At 70.8% G+C, this 23,217-nt stretch carries 16 protein-coding genes; 5 read left to right on the top strand and 11 right to left on the bottom strand.

What is annotated here, in order from left to right; translation table 11 throughout:
• Positions 1-55: 55 nt before the first annotated feature.
• The 6 genes from TR49_RS02115 to typA all read right to left on the bottom strand — a co-directional run bounded on the left by TR49_RS02115 (position 56) and on the right by typA (position 8,236).
• Positions 56-1,156 (bottom strand): ABC transporter ATP-binding protein, encoded by a 1,101-nt coding sequence (locus TR49_RS02115; RefSeq protein WP_042376533.1) that lies wholly within the window; start codon positions 1,154-1,156, stop codon positions 56-58.
• Complete coding sequence (locus TR49_RS02120; protein WP_042377008.1) at positions 1,149-2,207, bottom strand: ABC transporter ATP-binding protein; 1,059 nt, start codon at positions 2,205-2,207, stop codon at positions 1,149-1,151. The genes TR49_RS02115 and TR49_RS02120 overlap by 8 nt, the downstream gene beginning before the upstream one ends.
• Before the next feature lie 18 nt (positions 2,208-2,225).
• On the bottom strand, positions 2,226-3,254 hold the full coding sequence (locus TR49_RS02125; RefSeq protein WP_042376535.1) for an ABC transporter permease: 1,029 nt from the start codon (positions 3,252-3,254) through the stop codon (positions 2,226-2,228).
• Positions 3,247-4,170 carry an ABC transporter permease gene (locus TR49_RS02130; protein ID WP_042376536.1) on the bottom strand — a complete coding sequence of 308 codons (924 nt, stop codon included), beginning with the start codon at positions 4,168-4,170 and terminating at the stop codon, positions 3,247-3,249. The genes TR49_RS02125 and TR49_RS02130 overlap by 8 nt, the downstream gene beginning before the upstream one ends.
• A gap of 96 nt (positions 4,171-4,266) precedes the next feature.
• Positions 4,267-5,907, bottom strand: a complete 1,641-nt coding sequence (locus TR49_RS02135) for a peptide ABC transporter substrate-binding protein (RefSeq protein ID WP_042376537.1) — start codon at positions 5,905-5,907, stop codon at positions 4,267-4,269.
• Between the two features lie 424 nt (positions 5,908-6,331).
• Positions 6,332-8,236, bottom strand: a complete 1,905-nt coding sequence (gene typA / locus TR49_RS02140) for a translational GTPase TypA (RefSeq protein ID WP_042376539.1) — start codon at positions 8,234-8,236, stop codon at positions 6,332-6,334.
• A 225-nt stretch (positions 8,237-8,461) separates the two neighbouring features.
• Between typA and TR49_RS02145 the strand changes: the two genes are divergently transcribed.
• A complete protein-coding gene (locus tag TR49_RS02145) occupies positions 8,462-9,637 on the top strand; it encodes a hypothetical protein (protein ID WP_042376540.1) in 1,176 nt (391 codons plus the stop codon).
• A gap of 72 nt (positions 9,638-9,709) precedes the next feature.
• On the opposite strand, the gene TR49_RS02150 is transcribed toward TR49_RS02145, so the two are convergent.
• From TR49_RS02150 to TR49_RS02160, 3 genes are all read right to left on the bottom strand, one after another.
• Positions 9,710-10,603, bottom strand: a complete 894-nt coding sequence (locus TR49_RS02150) for a DUF4097 family beta strand repeat-containing protein (RefSeq protein ID WP_042376542.1) — start codon at positions 10,601-10,603, stop codon at positions 9,710-9,712.
• A gap of 65 nt (positions 10,604-10,668) precedes the next feature.
• Positions 10,669-11,196, bottom strand: coding sequence for a histidine kinase (locus tag TR49_RS02155; RefSeq protein ID WP_042376544.1), 528 nt, complete (start codon positions 11,194-11,196; stop codon positions 10,669-10,671).
• A gap of 98 nt (positions 11,197-11,294) precedes the next feature.
• Entirely contained in the window at positions 11,295-13,034 is a 1,740-nt protein-coding gene (locus TR49_RS02160; protein ID WP_052433914.1) for an ABC transporter family substrate-binding protein, read from the bottom strand.
• A 238-nt stretch (positions 13,035-13,272) separates the two neighbouring features.
• On the opposite strand from TR49_RS02160, the gene TR49_RS02165 reads away from it, so the two are divergent.
• From TR49_RS02165 to TR49_RS02180, 4 genes are all read left to right on the top strand, one after another.
• Complete coding sequence (locus tag TR49_RS02165) at positions 13,273-13,506, top strand: Rv0250c family protein (protein ID WP_042376545.1); 234 nt, start codon at positions 13,273-13,275, stop codon at positions 13,504-13,506.
• Positions 13,507-13,583: 77 nt separating this feature from the next.
• Positions 13,584-14,420 (top strand): succinate dehydrogenase subunit SdhC, encoded by an 837-nt coding sequence (gene sdhC, locus TR49_RS02170; RefSeq protein WP_042376547.1) that lies wholly within the window; start codon positions 13,584-13,586, stop codon positions 14,418-14,420.
• Positions 14,421-14,441: 21 nt separating this feature from the next.
• Positions 14,442-16,406 (top strand): fumarate reductase/succinate dehydrogenase flavoprotein subunit, encoded by a 1,965-nt coding sequence (locus TR49_RS02175; RefSeq protein ID WP_084724480.1) that lies wholly within the window; start codon positions 14,442-14,444, stop codon positions 16,404-16,406.
• Positions 16,403-17,170 carry a succinate dehydrogenase/fumarate reductase iron-sulfur subunit gene (locus tag TR49_RS02180; protein ID WP_042376550.1) on the top strand — a complete coding sequence of 256 codons (768 nt, stop codon included), beginning with the start codon at positions 16,403-16,405 and terminating at the stop codon, positions 17,168-17,170. The genes TR49_RS02175 and TR49_RS02180 overlap by 4 nt, the downstream gene beginning before the upstream one ends.
• A gap of 324 nt (positions 17,171-17,494) precedes the next feature.
• Here TR49_RS02180 and TR49_RS02185 read toward each other — a convergent pair whose 3' ends face one another.
• Positions 17,495-20,053, bottom strand: coding sequence for a SpoIIE family protein phosphatase (locus tag TR49_RS02185; RefSeq protein ID WP_084724481.1), 2,559 nt, complete (start codon positions 20,051-20,053; stop codon positions 17,495-17,497).
• 236 nt (positions 20,054-20,289) lie between these two features.
• The gene (locus TR49_RS02190; protein WP_052433916.1) at positions 20,290-22,932 is read right to left on the bottom strand and encodes a SpoIIE family protein phosphatase; all 2,643 of its coding nucleotides are present in this window, start codon (positions 22,930-22,932) and stop codon (positions 20,290-20,292) included.
• Positions 22,933-23,217 lie beyond the last annotated feature (285 nt).

Genomic DNA, 23,217 nt, shown 5'->3' on the forward strand with positions numbered 1-23,217 from the left:
CTGCCGCACATCAGTCGAGCCCCGCGTCAGTCGAGCCCCGCGCCCGTGAACGTCCTCAGGCCTCGCCGTTGGTGGCGCCGACGATGTCGACGTCCTCGGCGAAGTGGCAGGCGGACTCGTGCGCGGCCGGGGTGTCCTGGCCGCTGAAGACCTGCGGGATCGCCAGCAGCGGCTCCTCGATCGCGCACTTCTCCTGCGCCTTGAAGCAGCGCGTGCGGAAGCGGCACCCGGACGGCGGGTTGGCCGGAGAGGGGATGTCGCCGGCGAGGATGATCCGCTCGCGGCCCTCGCGACCCTCCGGGTCCGGCACCGGCACTGCGGAGAGCAGCGCCTGGGTGTAGGGGTGGGTCGGGTGCTCGTAGATCTCCTCGTCCGAGCCGATCTCGACCATCTTGCCGAGGTACATCACGCCGACGCGGTCGGAGATGTGGCGCACGATCGACAGGTCGTGGGCGATGAACATGTAGGAGAGGTTGAACTCGTCCTGCAGCTTCTCCAGCAGGTTGATGACCTGCGCCTGCACGGAGACGTCCAGTGCCGAGACCGGCTCGTCGCAGATGATGATCTCGGGCTTGAGGGCGAGGCCGCGGGCGATGCCGATGCGCTGGCGCTGGCCGCCGGAGAACTGGTGCGGGTACCGGTTGATGTACTCCGGGTTCAGGCCCACGACGTCGAGGAGGTCCTGGACCGCCTTGCGGCGGTCGCTCTTGGGAGCCACCTCGGGGTGGATCTCGTAGGGCTCGCCGATGATGTCGCCGACCGTCATGCGCGGGTTCAGCGAGGTGTACGGGTCCTGGAAGACCATCTGGATGTTCCGGCGGATCGCCTTGAGCGCCCGGCCGGAGACCTTGGAGATGTCCTCGCCCTTGTACAGCACCTCGCCGCTGGTGGCGGTCTCGAGGTTCATCAGCACCTTGGCCAGCGTCGACTTGCCGCAGCCGGACTCGCCGACGATGCCCAGGGTCTCGCCCTGGTACAGGTCGAAGGAGACCCCGTCGACGGCCTTGACCGCGCCGATCTGCTTCTTGATCAGGATGCCCTGGGTCAGCGGGAAGTGCTTCTCCAGGTTCCGCACCTGCAGGATCGGCTCGCCGCGCTCGACCTGCTTGTCCATCACGGCCTCGATGGCCACCTCGGGGGCGGTCGGCTCAGCCATGGATGGTCTCCTTCCAGAAGTGGCAGGCGCTGCCGCGGCCCTCGAGCGGGGCGCCGTCGGCCTCGGTCACCGCGTGCAGCGGCGGGACCTCCGTGCGGCAGATCTCCTGGGCCATCGGGCAGCGGGGGTTGAACGCACAGCCGGAGGGGATGCGCAGCAGGTTGGGCGGCAGGCCCTTGATCGCGTAGAGCTCCTGGCCCTTCTGGTCCAGGCGCGGGATCGAGTCCAGCAGTCCACGGGTGTACGGGTGCGCCGGGCGCTTGTAGAGCTCGTGCACCGGGGCCGTCTCGACGATGCGGCCGGCGTACATGACCGCGATCTTGTCCGCGACGTCGGCGACCACGCCGAGGTCGTGGGTGATCAGGATCAGGCCCATGTTGTACTCGGCCTGGAGATCCGCCAGCAGCTCCATCACCTGGGCCTGGACGGTCACGTCCAGGGCGGTGGTGGGCTCGTCGGCGATGATCAGGTCCGGCTCCAGGGCCAGCGCCATGGCGATCATGATGCGCTGGCGCATGCCGCCGGAGAACTGGTGCGGGTACTGGTTGACCCGCTCCTTGGCGGCCGGGATGCCGACGCGCTCCATCAGCTCGACGGCCTTCTTCTTGGCCTCGGACTTGGAGGTGCCGCGGTGGACCCGGAACATCTCGCCCAGCTGCGTCCCGACGGTGTGCACCGGGTTCAGCGAGGACAGCGCGTCCTGGAAGATCATGGCCATCTGGGTGCCACGGATCTTACGGCGCTTCTCGTTGGAGAGCTTCAGCAGGTCCTGGCCCTTGAAGACGATCTCACCGCCCGTGACGAACCCGGGCGGGCTGTCCAGGATGCCCATGACGGCCTGGGAGGAGACCGACTTGCCGGAGCCCGACTCGCCCAGGATGGCGAGGGTCTCGCCGGCGCGGACGCTGTAGTTCACGCCGTTGACGGCCTTGGCCACACCGTCGCGGGTGCGGAACTCGACCTGGAGGTTCTTCACCTGGAGCAGCGGGGCGTCCTCGCTGTCCGCGGTGCGGCCGCGTCCGGCTTCGGCGGTGACTTCGGTTGCATGAATACCCACGGTTCCGCCTCCTCAGCGCAGCTTGGGGTCGAGGGCGTCGCGGACCGCGTCGCCGAGCATGATGAACGCCAGAATGGTGATGCAGAGCGCGCCGGCCGGGAAGAGCAGCATGTGCGGCGCGTTGCGGAAGGTGTCCGCGGCGGCCGAGATGTCGATGCCCCACGAGACCGTCGGCGGCTTCAGACCCACACCCAGGTAGGAGAGCGTCGCCTCCAGCGAGATGTAGGTGCCGAGCGCGATCGTCGCCACGACGATGATCGGCGCCAGGGAGTTCGGCAGGATGTGCCGCAGCATCAGCCGCGCGTTTCCGGCGCCGAGGGCGCGCGCCGCGGTGACGTAGTCCTGCTGACGGGCGGTGATCACCGCCCCGCGGGCGATACGGGCGAGCTGCGGCCAGCCCAGCACCACGATGAACGCGACGACGATCCAGATCGACCGGCTCGGGATGACCGAGAGGAAGACCAGGCCGCCGAGCAGGATCGGGATGCCGAAGAAGATGTCCGCGATGCGGGAGACGACCGCGTCCAGCCAGCCGCCGAAGAACCCGGCGAGGCCGCCCAGGAGCGTGCCCAGGAGGGCGGTGCCGAGGGTGGCGAAGACGCCGACGGTGATGGACGCGCGGGCGCCGTAGATGGTGCGCGCGTACACGTCGCAGCCCTGGGTGTCGAAGCCGAAGGGGTGCCCGGAGGTCGGCCCCTGCTGGGACTTCGAGAGGTCGCACTGGAGCGGGCTGGTCGAGTCGAACAGGCCCGGGAAGATGGCAACGATGATCAGGAAGATGATCAGGATGCCCGAGATGATGAAGATCGGGTTGCGCCGCAGCTCACGCCAGGCGTCCTGCCACAGGCTGCGCGGCACCTCGCGGTCGGCGAGGCCCACCGCCTCGGTGGACACCTCCGGCGCGTGGGTGAGGTCTTCCTTCTCCAGCATGCCCTCGACCTCCATGGCGCCCAGGGTGGGCGTCTGGGCGAAGGCGCTGGAGAGCTCGGTGTTGGCGTCGTCGGGGACGCCGTTCGGCTTGTTCGGCTGCTGGTCAGGCATAACGGATCCTCGGGTCCAGGACCGCGTAGAGCAGGTCGACGAGCAGGTTGGCGAGGAGGAAGACGATCACCAGGACGGTCACGAAGCCGACGACGGTCGACGTGTCCTGGTGCACGATGCCCTGGTACAGGTAGTAGCCGACGCCGTGGATGTTGAAGATGCGCTCGGTGACCAGCGCGCCACCCATCAGGGCGCCGAGGTCGGTGCCGAGGAAGGTGATGACCGGGATCAGCGAGTTGCGCAGCAGGTGGTGGGTGACCACCCGGCGGCGCGGCAGGCCCTTGGCCACGGCCGTGCGCACATAGTCGGCCTTGCTGTTCTCCGCGATGGTGGTGCGGGTCAGCCGGGCGACATACGCGAGGGAGACCGAGGCGAGCACGATGCCGGGCAGCAGCAGTGACTGGAACGGCGCCCCGGGCGGGACGGTCGCGTCCGCAAGACCCCACTTCACACCGAACAGGTACTGCAGGACGTAACCGATGACGAAGGTGGGGATCGAGATGACGATCAGCGTCATCATCATCACGCCGGTGTCGGCGAGGCGGCCACGGCGCATACCGCTGAGGACGCCGAGGCCGATACCGATGATCACCTCGAAGGTGAAGGCCACCAGGGCGAGCTTCAGGGTGGTCGGGTAGGCGATCTTCAGCAGATCCGTGACAGGCTGGCCGTTGAAGGCGGTCCCGAGATTCCCGGAGAAGATCCCCTTCATGTAGTTGCCGTACTGGACGATCAGCGGATTGTCCAACCCGAGCTGCTGCCGGATCTGCGCGGCAGCGGCCGGGTCGGGAGCCTTGTCGCCGAAGAATGCGGCAACCGGGTCACCGAGAGCGTGCACCATCGCGAAGATGATGAACGTTGTCCCGATGAACACCGGGATCATTTGGAGCAGTCGTCGGATGACGTAGCGCCCCATGGAACCTCCAGGGATTCGTCGCGGCGGCGGCCGGGAATCTCGTGGATTCCCGGCCGCCGTCCGGCTCGCGCGGCGGTCGGCCGGCGGACCGACGACTTACTTGTTGACGGTGATGTTCGTGTAGACCGGCACGCTGAAGACGTCCAGCGACACGTTGGAGACGTTCGAGGACCAGCCGACGGTGCCGTTCTGGTACCACAGCGGAATCGACGGCAGGTCGGTGACCAGCAGCTTCTCGGCGTTCTGGAAGTCCGAGACCGCCGTCGCCTTGGTGCTGGCGGCGTTGGCCTGGTTGACCAGGCTGTCGAACTGCGGGTTGCTGTAGTGCGAGTCGTTCGACGCGGCGTTGGTGTAGAACAGCGGCTGCAGGAAGTCCTGGATCAGCGGGTAGTCCATCTGCCAGCCGGTGCGGAAGGCGGAGGTCATCTGCTTGTTCTGGATCTGGTTGCGGAATTGCGCGAACGTGCCGATCGGCTTGCCGACGCAGGCGTTGGTGTTGCCCAGCGCGTTGTTGATGCTGTTGCAGACCGCGTCGACCCACTCCTTGTGGGGGCCGTCCGCGTTGTAGCTGATGGTCAGCTGCCCGCCGGGGATGCCGCCGCCCTGCTGGATCAGCTGCTTGGCCTTGGTCGGGTTGTAGGTGCAGACGTCGCCACAGAGCGTGCTGCTGAAGCCGCCCTCGGCGCCGAGGACCGGGGAGGTCCAGTCGGTGGCCGGGGTACGGGTGTTCTGGAAGATCACCTTGGTGATGGTCGGGCGGTCGATGGCCATCGACAGACCCTCGCGGACCAGCTTGGCGCCGGCGGTGTTCCACTGCGGCTGGTTCAGCGGGAAGGAGATGGTCTGGTTGATACCGGCCGGCTCGTTCAGGTAGCGACCGTTGAGGTCGGACTGGACCGTCTTCAGCGCGGTGGTGGACAGACCGTTGTCGATGTCCAGGTTGCCGGCCTGCAGGTCCGCGTAGGCGGCGTTCGGGTCGGTGTAGACCTTGAGGTCGATGCCACCGTTCTTCGGCTTGTAGTTGCCGGAGTACGTCGAGCTCGGGGTCAGGGACATGCCCGTGCCCTTGGTCCAGGACTTGATCAGGTACGGACCGTTGCCGACCGGGTGGGCCTCCCACGCGGTCGGGTTCTTGAAGAACGACTGCGGCAGCGGGTAGAAGGCCGAGTAGCCGAGGGTGTCCGGCCACAGCGAGAACTTCTGCGTCAGGGCGACGGTGAAGGTGGTGTCGTTGACGACCTTCAGGCCGGACATGGTCGTCGCCGTCGGGGAGCCGGTCGCCGGGTGGACCGCGTCGTAGCCCTGGATCGACGTGAAGAACGGGTCGGTGTTGTTCTGCGCGTGCGGCAGGTAGGCGCCCCAGTTCCAGGCGTCCACGTAGGAGCTGGCGGTCACCGGGGTGCCGTCGCTGAACTTCCAGCCGGACTTCAGCGTGATGGTGAAGTGCTGCTGGTCCGTGGTCGTGATCGACTGGGCGTTGGCCAGCTCCGCGACACCCGTCTTCGGGTTGTAGTGCTGCAGACCCTCGAAGATCATGTTGAGGACCGCGCCGCCGTTCACCTCGTTGGTGTCGGTCGGGATGAGCGGGTTCTGGGGGTCACCCCACCATGCGGTCACCACGCCGTTGGCGTTGCTGCCCGAGCTGGACCCGCTGGAGCTCGAGGTGCTGCAGGCCGTGGCGGCCAGGGCGATGGCGATGGCCCCGGCGGCGAACTTCGCTTGCGTGGCTCCACGCATGGACGTGCCTCCTCAGACGTGCTTTCTGCACTTGTTCTGCGGCGCCCTCGCCCACCCCTGGGCGGCAGCGCCTGGCTCGTGAGCCGCCACCGTGGTCGGCAGCCGACCCAGTGACCCGAGCGTCGGTGTCTCTACTATCCGTCACTCTCGGCGATGCTTCCGACCAAACGAGATTGCGGTTTGATCACACGCCTGTGAGCTGTATCTCGCAACTTGGGCATCACCAGGTGGGTGCAACAGATGTCGAACCGGACATGGAATACCGCTGATAGCCATCGTGACACCGATATCCGTACACACTGGCACTGACACTCGGCCGGAATGTCATTACCATGAGTGACTGCCGAACGGCGCAAGAAAGCCGCCGGAGGCGGTGCCTCCGGCGGCTTCGAGGGTCCTTACCGGGGTCGGCCCCCGGCGGGAATCAGCCCTTGGCGGCGCGGCCGCGGGTACGGGCGCGGGTCTGCGCGTCCAGCACCACCTTGCGGATGCGCACCGTCTCCGGCGTGACCTCGATGCACTCGTCCTCGCGGCAGAACTCCAGCGACTGCTCCAGCGAGAGCTTCCGCGGCGGGACGATCGACTCGGCCACGTCAGCGTTCGAGGAACGCATGTTGGTGAGCTTCTTCTCCTTGGTGATGTTCACGTCCATGTCGTCGGCGCGCGAGTTCTCGCCGACGATCATGCCCTCGTACACCTCGGTGCCGGGGTCGGTGAACAGCACGCCGCGCTCCTGCAGGTTGGTCATCGCGAAGGCGGTGACCACGCCGGAACGGTCGGCGACCAGGGAGCCGTTGTTGCGGGTGGTGAGCACGCCGAACCAGGGCTCGTAACCCTCGTGGATCGAGTGCGCGATGCCGGTGCCGCGGGTGGAGGTGAGGAACTCCGTGCGGAAGCCGATCAGACCGCGGGAGGGGATCACGAACTCCATCCGGACCCAGCCGGAGCCGTGGTTCGACATGTTGTCCATGCGGGCCTTGCGGACACCCATGAGCTGGGTGACGGCGCCCATGTGCTCCTCGGGCACGTCGACCGTCAGGCGCTCGACCGGCTCGTGGGTCTTGCCGTCGATCTCGCGGGTGACGACCTGCGGCTTGCCGACGGTGAGCTCGAAGCCCTCGCGGCGCATGGTCTCGATGAGGATGGCGAGCGCCAGCTCACCGCGGCCCTGCACCTCCCAGGCGTCCGGACGCTCGGTCTCCAGCACGCGCAGCGAGACGTTACCGATCAGCTCGCGGTCCAGGCGGTCCTTGACCTGGCGGGCGGTGACCTTGCGGTCGACCTTCGCGCCGGACTTGGCGTCCGCGCCCTTGCCGGAACCGCCCTTGCCGACCAGCGGCGAGGTGTTGGTGCCGATGGTCATCGAGATGGCCGGCTCGTCGACCGTGATCAGCGGCAGCGCGATCGGGTTCTCCGGGTCGGCCAGGGTCTCGCCGATCATGATCTCGCCGATGCCGGCGACGGCGCAGATGTCGCCCGGACCGGCCTGCTCGGCCGGCTTGCGGGTGAGCGCCTCGGTCATCAGCAGCTCGCTGATGCGGACGTTGGAGATCGAACCATCGCGCTTGATCCAGGCGACGGTCTGACCCTTCTTCAGGTAGCCCTGCTCGACGCGGAGCAGCGCGATACGGCCGAGGAAGTTGTCCGCGTCCAGGTTGGTGACGTGGGCCTGGAGCGGCGCGTCCTCGTCGTAGACCGGGGCCGGGACGGCGGACAGGATGGTGGAGAAGAACGGCTCCAGGCTGTCGCTGTCGGCCGGGACGGTCCCGTTCTCCGGCTTGGTCAGCGAGGCGATGCCGTCACGCGCGCAGGCGTAGACGATCGGGAACTCGATCTGGTCCTCGTCCGCGTCCAGGTCGAGGAAGAGGTCGTAGGTCTCGTTGACGACCTCGTCGATCCGGGAGTCCGGACGGTCGGTCTTGTTGATGCAGAGGATGACCGGCAGCTTGGCCTGCAGCGCCTTGCGCAGCACGAAGCGGGTCTGCGGCAGCGGGCCCTCGGAGGCGTCCACCAGCAGCACGACGGCGTCGACCATCGACAGACCGCGCTCGACCTCGCCACCGAAGTCGGCGTGGCCGGGGGTGTCGATGATGTTGATCGTGATCGGGTCGCCACCCCCCTTGGGGTGGTACTTGACCGCGGTGTTCTTCGCGAGAATGGTGATGCCCTTCTCACGCTCCAGGTCGTTGGAGTCCATCATGCGGTCGTCCAGGTGCTGGTGCGCCGCGAAGGCGCCCGCCTGCTTCAGCATGGCGTCGACCAGCGTGGTCTTGCCGTGGTCGACGTGCGCGACGATGGCGACGTTCCGGATGTCATTGCGCGTGGGCATACGGAGTACAGTTCTCCCGAATCGACAGGGCGTGGCACCCGCCGAGCACGGTCCGTGCCGCCGGTCCACCCACCGGGCATCTGAACATGCCACGGCTTTGTCCTATGGTACGTGGTTACCCTCGTACACTCGCGCGCCGCCCGGCGAACGGCGGACGAACCCCTTCTGGCCTGCCGGATGACCGGGTCTGGCCTCGCCGGTCGCGAGCTGGCATGATCACGCGCCGTGACCCAGCTCCCGGCGCCCGGAGCGCCTCGTCGCCCCGGCCGTTTTCGCATCCTCCCCTTCCTCTTCGGGCTCGGCGTCGCCGTGGTGACCACGACGTCACCAGGCCTCGCTCACAGCGACGACGCCTTCGCGTTCGCGCCCGGCTTCCTCGCGGGAGCGCTGCTCGCGCTGCAGCTCCAGACACTCGTGGGCCTGGCACTCGGCCGACTCGGCGGCACCGCGCCGGTCCTGCTCATGGTCGGCGGCGGCCCCTTGGTGAGCCGGCTGCGCGGGGTCACCCTCCTGATCCGCCCGGTCCCGCTGGTCCCGCTGCTCGTCGGCGAGGCGATCACGGCCGTCGACGGCCTGCGGCTCCGTCTCTTCCTGAACGGGTTGCTCCGGGTCACCGTCCCCGCCGGGCTCGGCGTCGCGCTGATGTGGAGCGCCACGCCCCTGCGCTACCTCGGCCCCGGGCTGGCCCTCGTGCCCCTGCTGCTGCTCAGCGCGCCCCGGACGCCGGGCACGACCGGCTGGATGCTGCTGCGCGCGCCCTTCGCCGACGCCGCGCTACTGCCGCAGCTGGCCCTCGGCCCCCGGGAGCTGGCCGCGCAGCGCGCGCTCCTGGGCGGCCGCGTCGCCGAGGCGCGCGCCGCGCCGGACGGCGTCCCCGCCGACACGCTCTCCCAGGTGCGCCTGCACGCCGCTGCCGACGTCGTCTCCGGGCGTTACGCGGAGGCCGTCGAGGCCCTCCGCGGCGCACCCGAGGCCCGCGGACTCGCACCTCGCGTCCCCGGCGAGGAGCTGCTGCTGGCCCGGGCGGGGCTGTTCGCCGCCGAGGCCGGGACGATGCCGCGCGAGGACGCCCTGGCGGCGGCCGCCGTCGGCATCGCCCTCGCCGGGGAGCGCCATCCTCGCCTGCTCGCCGCGAGCGACGTCCTGGCGACGCAGGCCCTGCTGAACGGACGCGCGGCGGACGCGGCGGTGCTCGCGCGCACCGCCCTGAAGCGGATGTCCGACCAGCTGACCCGGGCCTACTGCCTGTGCACGCTGGCCGCCGCCCAGGCTGTCACCGGCGACCAGCCCTCCGCCCGCGCGAGCCTGGCGCGGGCCCGTGCGCTCGCCCCGGAGCTGGCCCGGATCGCGACGGTGGAACGTCTGATCGACGAGCTGCCGCTGCTGCGGGACCGCGTCTGAACGGGGCTGCGTCCGGACCGGGGCTGCATCCGAACGGGGCTGCGCCCGGACCGGACGCCGGGGCCGCCTTGTTCAGGCCTGCTCGTCGAGGCGGGCGACGCGGCGGATGGTGATGTCGCCGAGCTTGGTCTCAGCCCGGACCTCGACCTTGTCGACCGGCTCGCCTGCGTCCGGGGCGTCGGTGCTGGCGAGGTCGTTGTAGACCCGGCCGATGCCGGTGTTCAGCTCCAGCCAGGCGGCGCTGCCGTCGCGGACGCCGACCTCCACTCCGCCGTTCTTGGAGCTGGCGGAGACCTTGCCGCGGACGACCTCGCCGATCCGCACCTCGCCGTTGGCGCTCGCGGCGGTGATGTCCGACAGCGCGCGCTCGACGTTCACCGAGCCGTTGGCGCACTTGACGTCCGCCGCGCCGGTGACGACCGCGATCTGCACCTTGCCGTTGCTGTTGTCGACCTCGGCGGTGCCGTCGACGGCGCCGAGGCGGATGTCGCTGGAGCTGGCGTGTATCCGGACGGGACCGCCGACGCTCTCGACGGTGATCTCGCCAACGCCGTTGCGCAGCTCGAGCGGGCCGGTCTCGGCGAGCCGGACAGTGCCGAGATCGGTCTTCAGCAGGACCGCGCCGAGCGCGCCCTCGGCGTGGAAGTCGCCGATCGAGGCCTCGCCGCGGACAGCCGAGTCCGTGGGCAGCTGGATCAGCACGGTGACGGACTCCGGCCGCTTGCTGCTGAAGTTCACGAACCGGTTGAGCGGCTTCTTGGAGACGACGCCGAGGGTGCGGGTGGCCTCGTCGTACTCGACGCGGGTGTTGTCGGCCGCCTTCACGTCGGCCGCCTTGTCCGGATCGCTCGGGCGGACCTCGACGGTCGTGTCGGTGCGGTCCGAGGCGGCGAGGCGGACCTCGGCGACGTAGAGGTCCAGGACGACGGCGATCGGGGCGGGGGTCTCGAACGTCGAGAGAGACATCTCGGGATTCCTTAACTCGGGCGGACGGTCCAGGAACGGTGGTGCGGCGGTGCGGCGGTGCGACGTCAGCGGGCCCAGCCGGTGAAGCTCTGACCGAGGGTCCGGTCGGGCTTCTGCGCGGGGGCGGGCCGGGCGGCGCCACGGCCCTGGGCGGCGAGTCCGGCCGCGGCGGCGCGGACGATCCAGGCGTTGACGGAGAGCCCGCCGGAGGCGGCGGCGTCCTCGATCAGGGCCTTGAGGTTGGCGGGCAGCCGCAGGTTGATCCGGACCATGGCGGCGTCGTCGCCCTCGGCGAGGGGCAGCCGCACGTCGACGGGCCCGGGAACGTCGGCGGCCGCCGGCGCGGGGGCGGGCGGGGGCGTCACGGCGAAGCCGGCCGCGCCTCCCCGGAGCCGGACGTCGACGGAGCCGGGCGCGAGTTCGGCGGAGATCTCCTCGGCGGCGGCGGAGAGGGCTTCCAGCAGGGTGAGCCGGACGGCGGCGTCGAGAGGCTGGAGCAGCCGGTCGGCGAGAGCGCGGGCGTCCTCGCCGCCGACCTCGGCTGCGGTCGTCAGCTCCCGGCGGAGCTGCTCGACATAAGGGGTGAGGTCCATGGCCCTAGAGTGGCACCACTTTGGCACCAGTGCAAGTCGTTCTGGCTCACACTGGCGTCTGGCCAGCTCACCACTGGTGCCACTCGAGAACGGGACCCCTAGTGAGCCTGCCCGGAGGCGAAGCCCATGTCCTGGAAGCGCGGCGTCGCGAAGCCGAACGCGCCGACGTTGCGGACGTTGTCGCGGATGCCCACGAGTTCGGGCGACTGGAAGAGCGGAAGCGACGGTGCCGCCTGCCAGATGCGGATGTCGGCCTCGTTGGTCAGCCGGGTCGCGTCGGAGGGATCGGTCGCGGCCACCGCCTGGTTCAGCAACTGGTCGATCTCGTCCGTGCCGGTCGCGGAGAGGTTCTGGCCCACCGAAAGCGAGCCGTCCCCGTTGACCTGCGGCTTGGCGAACAGGGCGCGCTCGTCGGCCACCGGGAAGAGGGAGGCGGGCCAGGTGACCAGGGCGAGGTCGAAGTCCCCGGCCGCGACGTCCTTGGTGAAGAAGTCCGCCTCGGGGACCGCCTTGGTCGTCAGGCCGATGCCAACCTTGCCGAGCTGCGTGGTCAGGAGCTTGGCGATGACGGTGTCGCGCGCGGAGCCCGCGCGGGTCAGGAGCGTCAGCGTGAGCGGCTTCGCCCCGTTCACACGCGTCGCCCCGGACGCCGCGTCGCCGTGCGCGCCGAGACGCCAGCCGGCCGCGTCGAGGAGCTTGGCGGCGTTCGTCGCGCTCGCACCGAGCGCGGCGGCGTCGTCCTGATAGCCCTGTTGGTCCGCCATCAGCAGGTGGTTGCCGAGCGGCACGGCCGGCAGATCCAGCGGCTTGAGGACGGTGTCGGCCACGGCCTGACGGTCCACGGCGTCGGCGACCGCGCGGCGCACCTGCGGGTCGGCGAGCAGACCGGTGCCGCCGTTGAAGGCGAGGGCGAGATAGCCCGGCGCGGAGGCGCGCAGCACCTGGGTGCCCGAGGTGGCCTCCGGGGTGTTGCCGGAGTCGTCGGCCGCTCTGCTGAGGTCGGCGACGTCGACGTGGTGCGCGGCGAGCGCGGACGCGGCGTCCCCCGGGGCGACGGCTGTGAACGCGATCGCGTCGAGTTTGGCCCGATCGCCCCACCAGCGCGGATTGCGGGCGACGGTCAGTGTCTTCTGGGCCCCCTGGCCCGCCTGGCCCTTGAGTGTGAACGGACCGGCGTCGGCGGCGAGCGTGTTCTTCAGCCCGTCTGTGAACGCCTGCGGCGATGAGGTCGCGGCGGCGGGATACAGGGGTGTGAACAGCGAACGCCAGGGCGCGTAGCCGTGTGCGAAGACGACCTTGACCTGGTGCGGCTTCGCACCCGCCGTGACCGACGTGATGCTGTCGTAGCCGTCCGCGTGTGCCGCGCCCGCCGCGGCGAAGGCCGGGTCGGCGCCGCTCAGCGCGTGCCACTGACCGGCGAAGTCCGCGACGCCGAGCGGCTTGCCGTCGCTCCAGACCGCCTTCGGATTGAGCGTGTAGACGACGGTCTGCGGCGAGGAGGAGACCTGTTCGGCGCTCTGCACGTAGTCCTGGTCCGCGGTCGCCTTGCCGGAGGCGTCCAGCGTGAACAGCGTCGGCAGCAGCGCCTGGTCGGCCAGGCTGGTGGCAGGGCTCGCGTCGGTCGCGAAGGCGTTGAGGGTGGTCGGCAGCGCGTCGACCGCCCAGTGCAGGGTGCCGCCCTGGGCGACGGCCGAGCGGGCGGCGTGCGACATGTCGTCGGCGCGGACGTCGGGAGCGCCCGAGCCCGAGCAGGCGGCCAGGACGAGGGCCACGGCCGCGGCCAGCACCGCGGCGGACGTCTCGCGGGGCGCACGGAGGAGGGGTTTGCGGTACACCACGCACCCACTCAAGGGCTGCGGACCGCAGGACGCCTGACGACACGTCGGAAAAGTCGGCGGAGCCACCCGATCGGGGCAGCGGATTGCGCCGTGCGGGGGCGCGCGCCGCGGAGGTGTAATCCGCCAATCGTGAGCAAAGCCTTTTCAGGTGAGGGCGATCGGGGCCACACTCGCTTCCGCGCGTTCCTGACAGAACATCAGGAATCGAATACCCATGCGCGTGGAGGGGAGCTGAGTCATGCCCTCGAACACGATCGATCCCACCGCCTTGGCGGAGGCCCACCGACGGCTCACCGAGCTCGATCGGGCGGTCGACGAGACCCGGCTCGCGCTCGCGCGGCTCCGCGCGTGCCTGCCACCGTGCGGCACGCCCGAGCAGCGCAGCAGCCCGATCGAGGTGTCGGACGAGCAGTACGACCCGGCGATGTGGCACGGCGCCGAGGACGAAGGCATCGGCGGGCACCGCCACTGACCGGAGACGATCCGGAACGAAGGCCCGGCCGGTACCGCCCAGGACCGGAACCGCCCAGGAGAGGACGAGGAACAGCAGTGACGACGGAGACGAGGCCCCCCGAGGCCGCGGACAGCACCGGCCGGGGGGTCCACTCCCCTGGGCGCGCGGCCATCGCACAACGGCATCTGCGGCTGGACCGCTGGTGGCTCCCCCAGGTCATGACCGCCGCGGGCCTGCTGCTCTTCATCGGGTACTCGACCTGGCGGGCCTTCTTCGGCCTGCACACCTCGTACGCCGCGCCCTACGTCTCCCCGTTCTACTCGCCCTGCCTCGCGGCGAACTGCCCGAAGATGGACGGCGGCGCGGACTGGGCGCTGTTCGGCGGCTGGTGGAGCCTCTCCCCCGCGCTGATCGTGCTGATCTTCCCGTTGGGCTTCCGGCTCACCTGCTACTACTACCGCAAGGCCTACTACCGGTCCTTCTGGTCCTCCCCGCCGGCCTGCGCGGTCGCCGAGCCGCACGCCAAGTACAGCGGCGAGACGCGATTCCCGCTGATCCTGCAGAACATCCACCGGTACTTCTTCTACGTCGCCATCCCGGTGGCCGGCATCCTCACCTGGGACGCGATCCTCGGCTTCCGTGACCCGCAGGGCCACTGGGGACACATGGGCCTCGGCACGCTGGTGCTGCTCGTCAACGTCTCGCTGATCTGGGCGTACACCGCCTCGTGCCACTCCTGCCGGCACATCGTCGGCGGTCGGCTGCGGCACTTCTCCAAGCACCCCGTGCGGTACCGGATGTGGACCTGGGTCAGCAAGCTCAACGCCCGCCACATGCAGCTGGCCTGGGCCTCCCTCTTCAGCGTGGGCCTGGCCGACCTCTACGTGTACCTGCTGGCGAGCGGCGCCTTCAGCGACCCGCGCTTCTTCTAAGAGACCTAAGGGAACAACTTCATGACCGAGGTGGAGCGCCACGGCTTCGACGTGGTGGTGGTGGGCGCCGGCGGCGCCGGGCTGCGGGCGGCGATCGAGGCCCGCGAGCACGGCAAGCGGACCGCGATCATCTGCAAGTCGCTCTTCGGCAAGGCCCACACCGTGATGGCCGAGGGCGGCATCGCGGCCAGCATGGGCAACGTCAACGACCAGGACAACTGGCAGGTGCACTTCCGCGACACCATGCGCGGCGGCAAGTTCCTCAACCACTGGAGGATGGCCGAACTGCACGCCAAGGAGGCCCCCGAGCGGGTCTGGGAGCTGGAGACCTGGGGTGCGCTCTTCGACCGCACCAAGGACGGCAAGATCTCGCAGCGCAACTTCGGCGGCCACGAGTACCCGCGTCTCGCCCACGTCGGCGACCGCACCGGCCTGGAGCTGATCCGCACGCTGCAGCAGAAGGTCGTCAGCCTCCAGCAGGAGGACTTCCGCGAGCACGGCGACTACGAGGCGCGGATCAAGGTCTTCCAGGAGTACACGGTCACCCGCGTGCTGAAGGATGGGGACCGGGTCAGCGGGGTCTTCGGCTACCAGCGCGAGTCGGGGCGTTTCTTCGTCATCGAGGCGCCAGCCGTGGTCCTGGCGACCGGCGGCATCGGCAAGTCGTTCAAGGTGACCTCCAACTCCTGGGAGTACACCGGCGACGGCCACGCGCTGGCGCTGCTCGCGGGCGCGTCGCTGATCAACATGGAGTTCGTCCAGTTCCACCCGACAGGCATGGTCTGGCCGCCCTCGGTGAAGGGCATCCTGGTCACCGAGTCCGTGCGCGGCGACGGCGGCGTGCTGCGCAACAGCGACGGCAAGCGGTTCATGTTCGAATACATCCCCGACGTCTTCCGCGAGAAGTACGCGGAGACCGAGGAGGAGGGCGACCGCTGGTACCAGGACCAGGCCAACAACCGCCGTCCGCCGGAGCTGCTGCCGCGCGACGAGGTGGCCCGCGCCATCAACAGCGAGGTCAAGGCCGGTCGCGGCACCCCGCACGGCGGCGTCTTCCTGGACGTCTCCACGCGCCTGCCCGCCGAGGAGATCCGGCGCCGGCTGCCGTCGATGCACCACCAGTTCAAGGAACTGGCGGACGTCGACATCACCGCCGAGCCGATGGAGGTCGGCCCGACCTGTCACTACGTCATGGGCGGCGTCGAGGTCGACCCGGACACCGCGTCCTCCTGCGTGCCCGGCCTGTTCGCGGCCGGCGAGGTCGCCGGGGGCATGCACGGCTCCAATCGTCTCGGCGGCAACTCCCTCTCCGACCTGCTGGTCTTCGGCCGCCGTGCCGGGCTGCACGCGGCACAGTACGCGGAGGCCGCCCAGGAGGACCGCCCGCTGGTCGAGCAGGAGCAGATCGACGCGGCGGCGGAGGAGGCGCTGGCGCCCTTCTCGGCCGAGGGCGGCGAGAACCCCTACGGCCTGCACCAGGAACTGCAGCAGTCGATGAACGACCTGGTCGGCATCATCCGCCGTGAGGGCGAGATGGAGGAGGCCCTCCAGCGGCTCGCGGTGCTGCGCGAGCGGGCCGTGAACGCGGGCGTCGAGGGCCACCGCCAGTTCAACCCCGGCTGGCACCTGGCCCTGGACCTGCGCAACATGCTGCTGGTCTCCGAGTGCGTGGCCCGCGCCGCGCTGGAGCGGGAGGAGAGCCGCGGCGGCCACACCCGCGAGGACCACCCGACGATGGCCGCCGAGTGGCGCCGCGTGCTGCTCGCCTGCTCGCTCGCCGACAAGCCCGTTCCCGGCGAGGGCGCGATCGTCCTCCAGCGGAAGGCGAACCCCGCGATCCGCGAGGACCTGCTGGGGCTGTTCGGCGTCGACGAGCTGAAGAAGTACCTGACCGAGGACGAGCTGCCCGGCGCGGAGGCGGACCTCCCTCCGCAGCGCGCGGACACGGACGCCGAGAAGAAGAGTGAGAACGGAGCGGAGCATTGAGCTACGAGGCCACGTTCCGGGTCTGGCGCGGCGACGCCGAGGGCGGGGAACTGACGGACTTCCAGGTCGAGGTCAACGACGGCGAGGTGGTGCTCGACGTCGTCCACCGCATCCAGGCGACCCAGGCGCCCGACCTGGCCGTCCGCTGGAACTGCAAGGCCGGCAAGTGCGGATCGTGCAGCGCGGAGATCAACGGCCGCCCACGGCTGATGTGCATGACCCGCATGTCGACCCTGCCGCCGGACGAGACGGTGACCATCACCCCGATGCGCACCTTCCCGGTGCTGCGGGACCTGGTCACGGACGTGGGCTTCAACTACCAGAAGGCCCGCGAGATCCCCTCGTTCATCCCGCCGCAGGGCGTGAAGCCCGGCGAGTACCGGATGCAGCAGGAGGATGTGAACCGCTCGCAGGAGTTCCGCAAGTGCATCGAGTGCTTCCTGTGCCAGAACACCTGCCACGTGGTCCGCGACCACGAGGAGAACAAGCCGGCCTTCGCCGGCCCTCGCTTCCTGATGCGCGTCGCCGAGCTGGACATGCACCCGCTGGACGCCGCCGCTGACTCGGGCCTCGACCGCAAGGCCACGGCCCAGGAGGAGCACGGGCTGGGCTACTGCAACATCACCAAGTGCTGCACCGAGGTCTGCCCGGAGGGCATCAAGATCACGGACAACGCGCTGATCCCGCTGAAGGAACGGGCCGTCGACCGCAAGTACGACCCGCTGGTCTGGCTCGGCAGCAAGATCGGCCTCCGGCGCGGGTAGGCACAGCCCCACGGCACCCGTGCCTCCCGCCTGAGGTGCACCCCTAGGGGCAGGCGCGGGGCTGTTCCGACAAGCCGCTCCGCGGCGCGGGCGCGACCCACGGCACCCCGTGGCTCCCGCCCGCGGTTGCACCCCTAGGGGCCCGGGGCTGTGCCGACAAGCCGCTCCGCGGCGCGGCCGCGACCCACGACACCCGTCGCTCCCGCCTGAGGTTGCACCCCTAGGGGCCCGGGGAACTGCGCGACAAGCCACCCATAGTGGTGAGTCGCCGAACGAGCAGGGCCATCCGCACGCCGGTGGTTGCTCGCGCAGTTCCCCTCGCCCCTAGGAGGTTGCCGGGAGCCCTAGTTCGAACCAGACCGCCTTGCCGTTGGGAGTCCTGCGACTCCCCCAGCGGTCGGCCAGCAGGCTGACCAGTTGCAGGCCGCGGCCGCCCTCGTCGGTGTCGCGGGCGCGGCGCTGGCGTGGTTGGGCGTAGCCGTTGTCCCAGACCTCGCAGACCAGGACCGAGTCCCGCAGCAGGCGCACGCGGATGTCGCCGCGGCCGTGCCGGAGCGCGTTCGTCGCCAGCTCGCTGACCAGCAGCTCGACCGTGTCGACCAGTTCGTCCAGGCCGCAGGCGAGCAGCCAGCCGCAGGCGAGTTCACGGGCGCGGGCGACCGACGTGGGCTCGGAGGGCAGTATCCAGTCGCCCACCGAGTTGCTCGGCAGGGCGCGGACCCGCGCCATCAGCAGGGCGATGTCGTCCTCGCCGTGATGCGGGTCGAGCTCCGTCAGCAGCTGGTCGCAGAGCGCTTCGAGCGGACGCTCGGGGCCGCTGAGCGCGGAGCGCAACGCGGAGAGGCCGTCTTCGAGTTGGTGCTTCCGGGACTCGACCAGCCCGTCGGTGTAGAGCCCGAACAGCGCGCCGTCCGGGAGTTCGACGGTGACCTCCTCGAAGGGCTCGCCGCCGACGCCGAGCGGGAGGCCCTCGGGAACCTCCAGCATCAGCGCCGGGTTGTCGCCGCCCGCCGGGTCGACCACGACCGGCGGGAGGTGGCCCGCGTTGGCGATCGTGCAGCGACGCGTCACCGCGTCGAAGACCGCGTACACGCAGGTGGCGAGGTAGAGCTCGCCGGACTCGCCGCCGTCGGACTCCGGATCGGCGGACAGCCCGCGGGCGATCTCGTCGAGTTGGGTCAGCACGTCGGCCGGGTCCAGGTCCAGCAGGGAGAGCGTGCGCACGGCCGTACGCAGCTGGCCCATGGCGACCGCCGCGCGCAGCCCGCGGCCCATGACGTCGCCGACGACGAGCGCGGTGCGGTTGCCGGGCAGCGGGATCACGTCGAACCAGTCCCCGCCGACCTCGGTGCCGCTGCCGGCCGGACGGTAACGGCAGGCGATCTCCAACCCGGAGGCCTCGGGGTTGCCGGGCGGCAACAGGGAGCGCTGCAGGATCAGTGCGCGCTCGTGCTCACGGCGGTACAGGCGGGCGTTGTCGATACACACCGCCGCGCGGGCGACCAGCTCGGTCGCGATGGCGACGTCGCGCGCGTCGAACGGCTCGCTGCCCTTGGCGCGGGAAAGCTGGACCAGGCCGAGCACCTTCTCGCGGGCGACCATCGGCACCACCACCGCGCTCTGGATCAGCGGGTTGGGGTCCGGGTTGCCGGGCCCGATGAGGGTGAGGCTGCGACCGGTGCGCAGCGCCTTGGCGTAGGGGGAGCGCGGCGGGTAGCAGAACGCGCCGCCGACCTCCGCAGCCGGGGTGGCCGGACCGTCGTGCGTCGGAGCGGCGTCGTGGTGGACGGTGCTGGCCGAGGCGACGCGGCGCAGCTCGCCGGTGCCGTCGCCGTCGTCGACCCGCCGGCCCTCGGCGTCGGCGGTGAGCACGGCGTTGTAGAGGTCGACGGTGGCCACGTCGCAGAAACCGGGGACCGTGACGTCGAGCAGCTCGCGGGCGGTGGTCTCCAGGTCGAGGGTCGAACCGATGTGGCGGCTGGCCTCGTTGAGCAGGGCCAGGCTGCGCCGCGCGCTGGCGGCCTCGCGCTCGGCGCGGGCCCGGCCGGTGACGTCCACGACCTGCCCGGCCACGCCCATGGGGCGGTCGCCGGTGCTCAGCAGGCGGTAGAGCGAGATCGACCAGCGGCGTCTGCCGCGGGTCGGCAGTACCCCGCTGAACGTCAGGTCGACGACCGGCTCGCCGCTGTCCAGGACGTCGGCGACGGCCCGGCCGAGCCGGACCGCGTCGCGGGGGGCCATCAGGTCGACGGGGGCGAGCCCGACCAGGTCCTCGGCCGGGAGGCCCAGCACCTCGGCGAAGCTGTCGTTGACGCGGCGGATGCGGCACTCGCGGTCGAAGAGCACGAAGCCCGTCGGCGCCTGGCCGAAGACGGCCTCGGAGGCGGCCAGTTCGGTCTCGATCGCGCGCAGCTTGCGCAGGTCCACGGCCAGGCAGACGACACCGGGGCGTCCGTCACGGCCGCGAGCGGGCATCAAGTACAGCTCGGCGACGCGCTCCTGGCCGTCTGCGTCGCGGTAGGGCGCGGTGCCGACCCACTCCTTGCCGCCGAGGGTCTCCTCGATCCGGGCCCGCCCGCTGCGCCACAGTTCGCGGGGGGCGAAGGTGGTCACCGGGTCGGCGCCGACCACGTCCTCGGCCCGCAGGCCGAAGAACTCGGCGGCGCGGTCGCTCCATTGGGAGATCATCCCGTCGCCGTCCAGCGAGAAGGCGGCGACCTGTATGTAGTCGTAGACGGAGCCCGGCTCCCCGTGACCCCACGGGCTCGGCGACGTGCCGCGCGGCCGCAGCTCCCCGCCCGGGTGCGGGATGACGGCGTCCGCACCGACCCCGGGCGTGAACGCGGCCGGCTCGGCGGCCTCACGTGACGGCGTGTCGCTCAACTACCGACTCCTGTGGCGATCTGCGCTGGCGCACCTCCCGGCCGAAGCCCGGTGGAGCATGTCGCGTTCCGAGTATTCATCATCCCGGTGATCTCGCCTACGCCCTGACCGATCTCAACATCACATCGAGCGAGGGAACGTGAGGCGATCCCCTGCCACCGCGGGGCACGGTGTCCGGAATCGGAACCATACGCCTCAGTCAGGCCGAGCGGGAGGTACTCGACGTGTCCAGTTGATCAAGAACTGGTGGAGACGCCACTCTCACCAGGACCATCGGACCGGATTTGTTCGAACCAGACGACTTTTCCCGCCCCCTCGGGCCGTGTCCCCCAGCGGTGCGCGAGCCGGTGCACCAGCTGCAGCCCGCGACCGCCCTCGTCGGTGCCGGCCGCCTCGCGCTCGCGCGGCGGGTCCGGCAGCGGATCGGCGACCTCGACCAGCAGCGACTCCTCGCGCAGCGCCAGCCGCAACCCGATCGGGGCGCTCGCGTACCGCACCGCGTTCGTCACCAGCTCGCTGACCAGCAGTTCCGTCGTGTCCAGCAGGTGTTCCTCGTCCCAGTCGTGCAGCGTCCTGCGGACCAGGCGGCGGGCGTGGGCGGGCGCGGACGGCTCGGCGCTGAGCGTCCAGCGCTCCTCCCGCACCACCGTCGGCTCGCGCACCCCTCCGAGCCGGGCCAGCAGCAGCGCGACGTCGTCCGGCTCCTGTCCCTGGTCGAGGGTGCGCACGACCGCTTCGCACGCCTCCTCGACCGAGGCGTGCGGAAGCTCCAGGACGGCGCTCAGGCGGCGCGTACCCACGTCGATGTCCTCCGTGCGCGACTCGACCAGCCCATCGGTGTACAGCGCGAGCAGGCTGCCCTCCGGCACGGTCAGCTCGGTCACCTCGAAGGGGACGCCGCCGACACCGAGCGGTGTGCCGGAGGGCAGCGCCAGCACCGTCGCCGATCCGCCGGCCAGCCGCTCGGGGCCCGAGTCGGCCGTCCGGGTGGCGGGCGTGATGAGCAGCGGCTCGGTGTGGCCGGCCTTGGAGAGCAGCAGCTTGCGCGTCGCCGGATCGTAGACCGCGTAGACGCAGGTGGCCATCAGCGCCTCCTCCGGCCCCTGCGCCAGGTCGTCGGCGAGGTCGTGCACCTTCTGCAGCAGCCGGTGCGGGGGCAGGTCGAGCCCGGCCAGGGTGCGCACCGCGGTGCGCAGCCGGCCCATCGTCGCGGCGGCCCGCAGGCCGTGTCCCATCACGTCGCCGACCACCAGCGCGGTACGACCGCGCGGCAGCGGGATCACGTCGAACCAGTCGCCGCCCACCTCGGCGCCGCTGCTGCCCGGCACATACCGGTAGCCGACCTCCATGCCCGGCGGCTGCGCCACCGTCTGCGGCAGCAGGCTGCGTTGCAGCATCAGCGCGGCGGCGCGCTCGCGCGCGTAGAGGCGGGCGTTGTCGAGCGAGGCCCCGGCCCGGTCCGCCAGCTCGGTGGCGAAGACGACGTCGTCGTGGTCGAAGCCCTCACGCCGCCCCGCCCGGTCCAGGATCAGCAGGCCGAGCACGATGCCGCGCGCCCGGAGCGGCACCACCAGCATCGAGTGCACACCCAGCCGGTACGCGGCGCGGACGCGCGGGTCGCCCTGCCCGGACACGTCCTCCAGCTGTGTGGCCGCGTCCAGGGTCAGCGGCATGCCCGTGCTCAGCACCCGGCCGAAGAGCGACTCGTCGGTCATCTCGATCCGCGCCCCCGGCGTCTGCATCGCGTCCGCGTCCGGGCCGGGCACGACGGCGGCGGCCGCCGCCATGATCAGCGGTGTGAGCCGCGTGTGCGGGTGGCGCGGCAGCTCCGAGCCGTCCAGCACGGCCTCCAGCAGGGCGACCCCGGAGTGGTCGCCGAGACGCGGCACGAGCGCGCCGGCCAGCTCCTGTGCGATCAGCTCGGCGTCCAGCAGGTCCCCGATCCGGCTGCCGACCTCATTGAGGAGCGCGAGCCGCTGTCGCGCGTGCTCAACCTTGGCGACGGAGCGGTAGCGGTCCGTCACATCCATGATCATGCCGGTGAGGCCGAGGATCCGGCCCGAGCGGTCGTGCAGCCGGGAGTAGGAGACGGAACGGTAGCCGGGCTCGCCCGGATCGGCGCTGTTGACCGTCACGTCGATCACCGGCTCACCGGTGGCCAGCACCTGCCGCTGCACCGCCATCACCTCGTCCGCGGCGAGCTGCGGCAGCGCCTCCCCGGCCGTCCGCCCGAGGTGCGCGTCGACGGGCAGGCCGTTCATGTGGGCGAGCGTCTCGTTGATCCGGACGTACCGCAGGTCGCGATCGAAGATCGCCAGTCCGAGCGGCGACTGCTCGAAGAGCGCCTCCTGCACGGCCAGCCCCTGCTCCAGCCCGAGCAGCGCGGCGGCGTCCGCGAAACGGCAGAGCAGAAACGGTACGCCGTCGCCGTTCTCCAACAGCGAGAGCCGAGCCTCCAGCCGCACGCCCTGCCCGTCGCGGTGCTGCAGCCGCACGATCCCCGACCACGACTCGGCGTCGCGCAGCACGCCCGCGATCGCGTCGTGCGCCACCTTGAACATCTCGGCGTCGTCCCCGAGCAGCACCTCCAGGTCGCGGCCGACCAGCGCGTCGCTGGGCCAGCCGAGCAGTTCCTCGGCCGCCTGGCTCCAGAGCATCACCCGCCCCTGCTCGTCCAGCAGGGCGATCGCGACCCGCACCAGGTCCAGCAGGCTGTCGGTCCGGCGCCCGACGCGCTCGTCCAGCTCCGCCCCGGCCGCCAGCGCGTCGGGAAAACGCGCAGGCGCGGCCGCCCGCGACCCGGCGCGACGGACGATCCCCCCGACACCACCCGCCGCGGGCCTTCGCCGCAGGCGCGCACGCGCGTCAGCTCGCCTCACGTCTCCCCAGTCCCGGCCACCGCTCCGGTGGGTGACCGGATACTGACATACCCACCTGAAACCACCCGTACCCCGCCGGATGGGTCATCTTCGATCAGCCATCCCAGTGCCCCTCCGGGAGCCCGGGAAACCCACCTGCGCGGTCCGCCCCCGCACGCTCGGCCCGGCCGCCCGACCGGGCCTTCCGCCCGGGATTCCCGCGCCGCCGACCAAGGCACAGCCGGTGCCCATCCCGCCAACCCTGGCCCCGTCGGCCGCGGGCATCGCGGGAGCACCCCGGCCGTC

This window comes from Streptacidiphilus melanogenes (genome assembly GCF_000787835.1).
GTDB lineage: Bacteria > Actinomycetota > Actinomycetes > Streptomycetales > Streptomycetaceae > Streptacidiphilus > Streptacidiphilus melanogenes.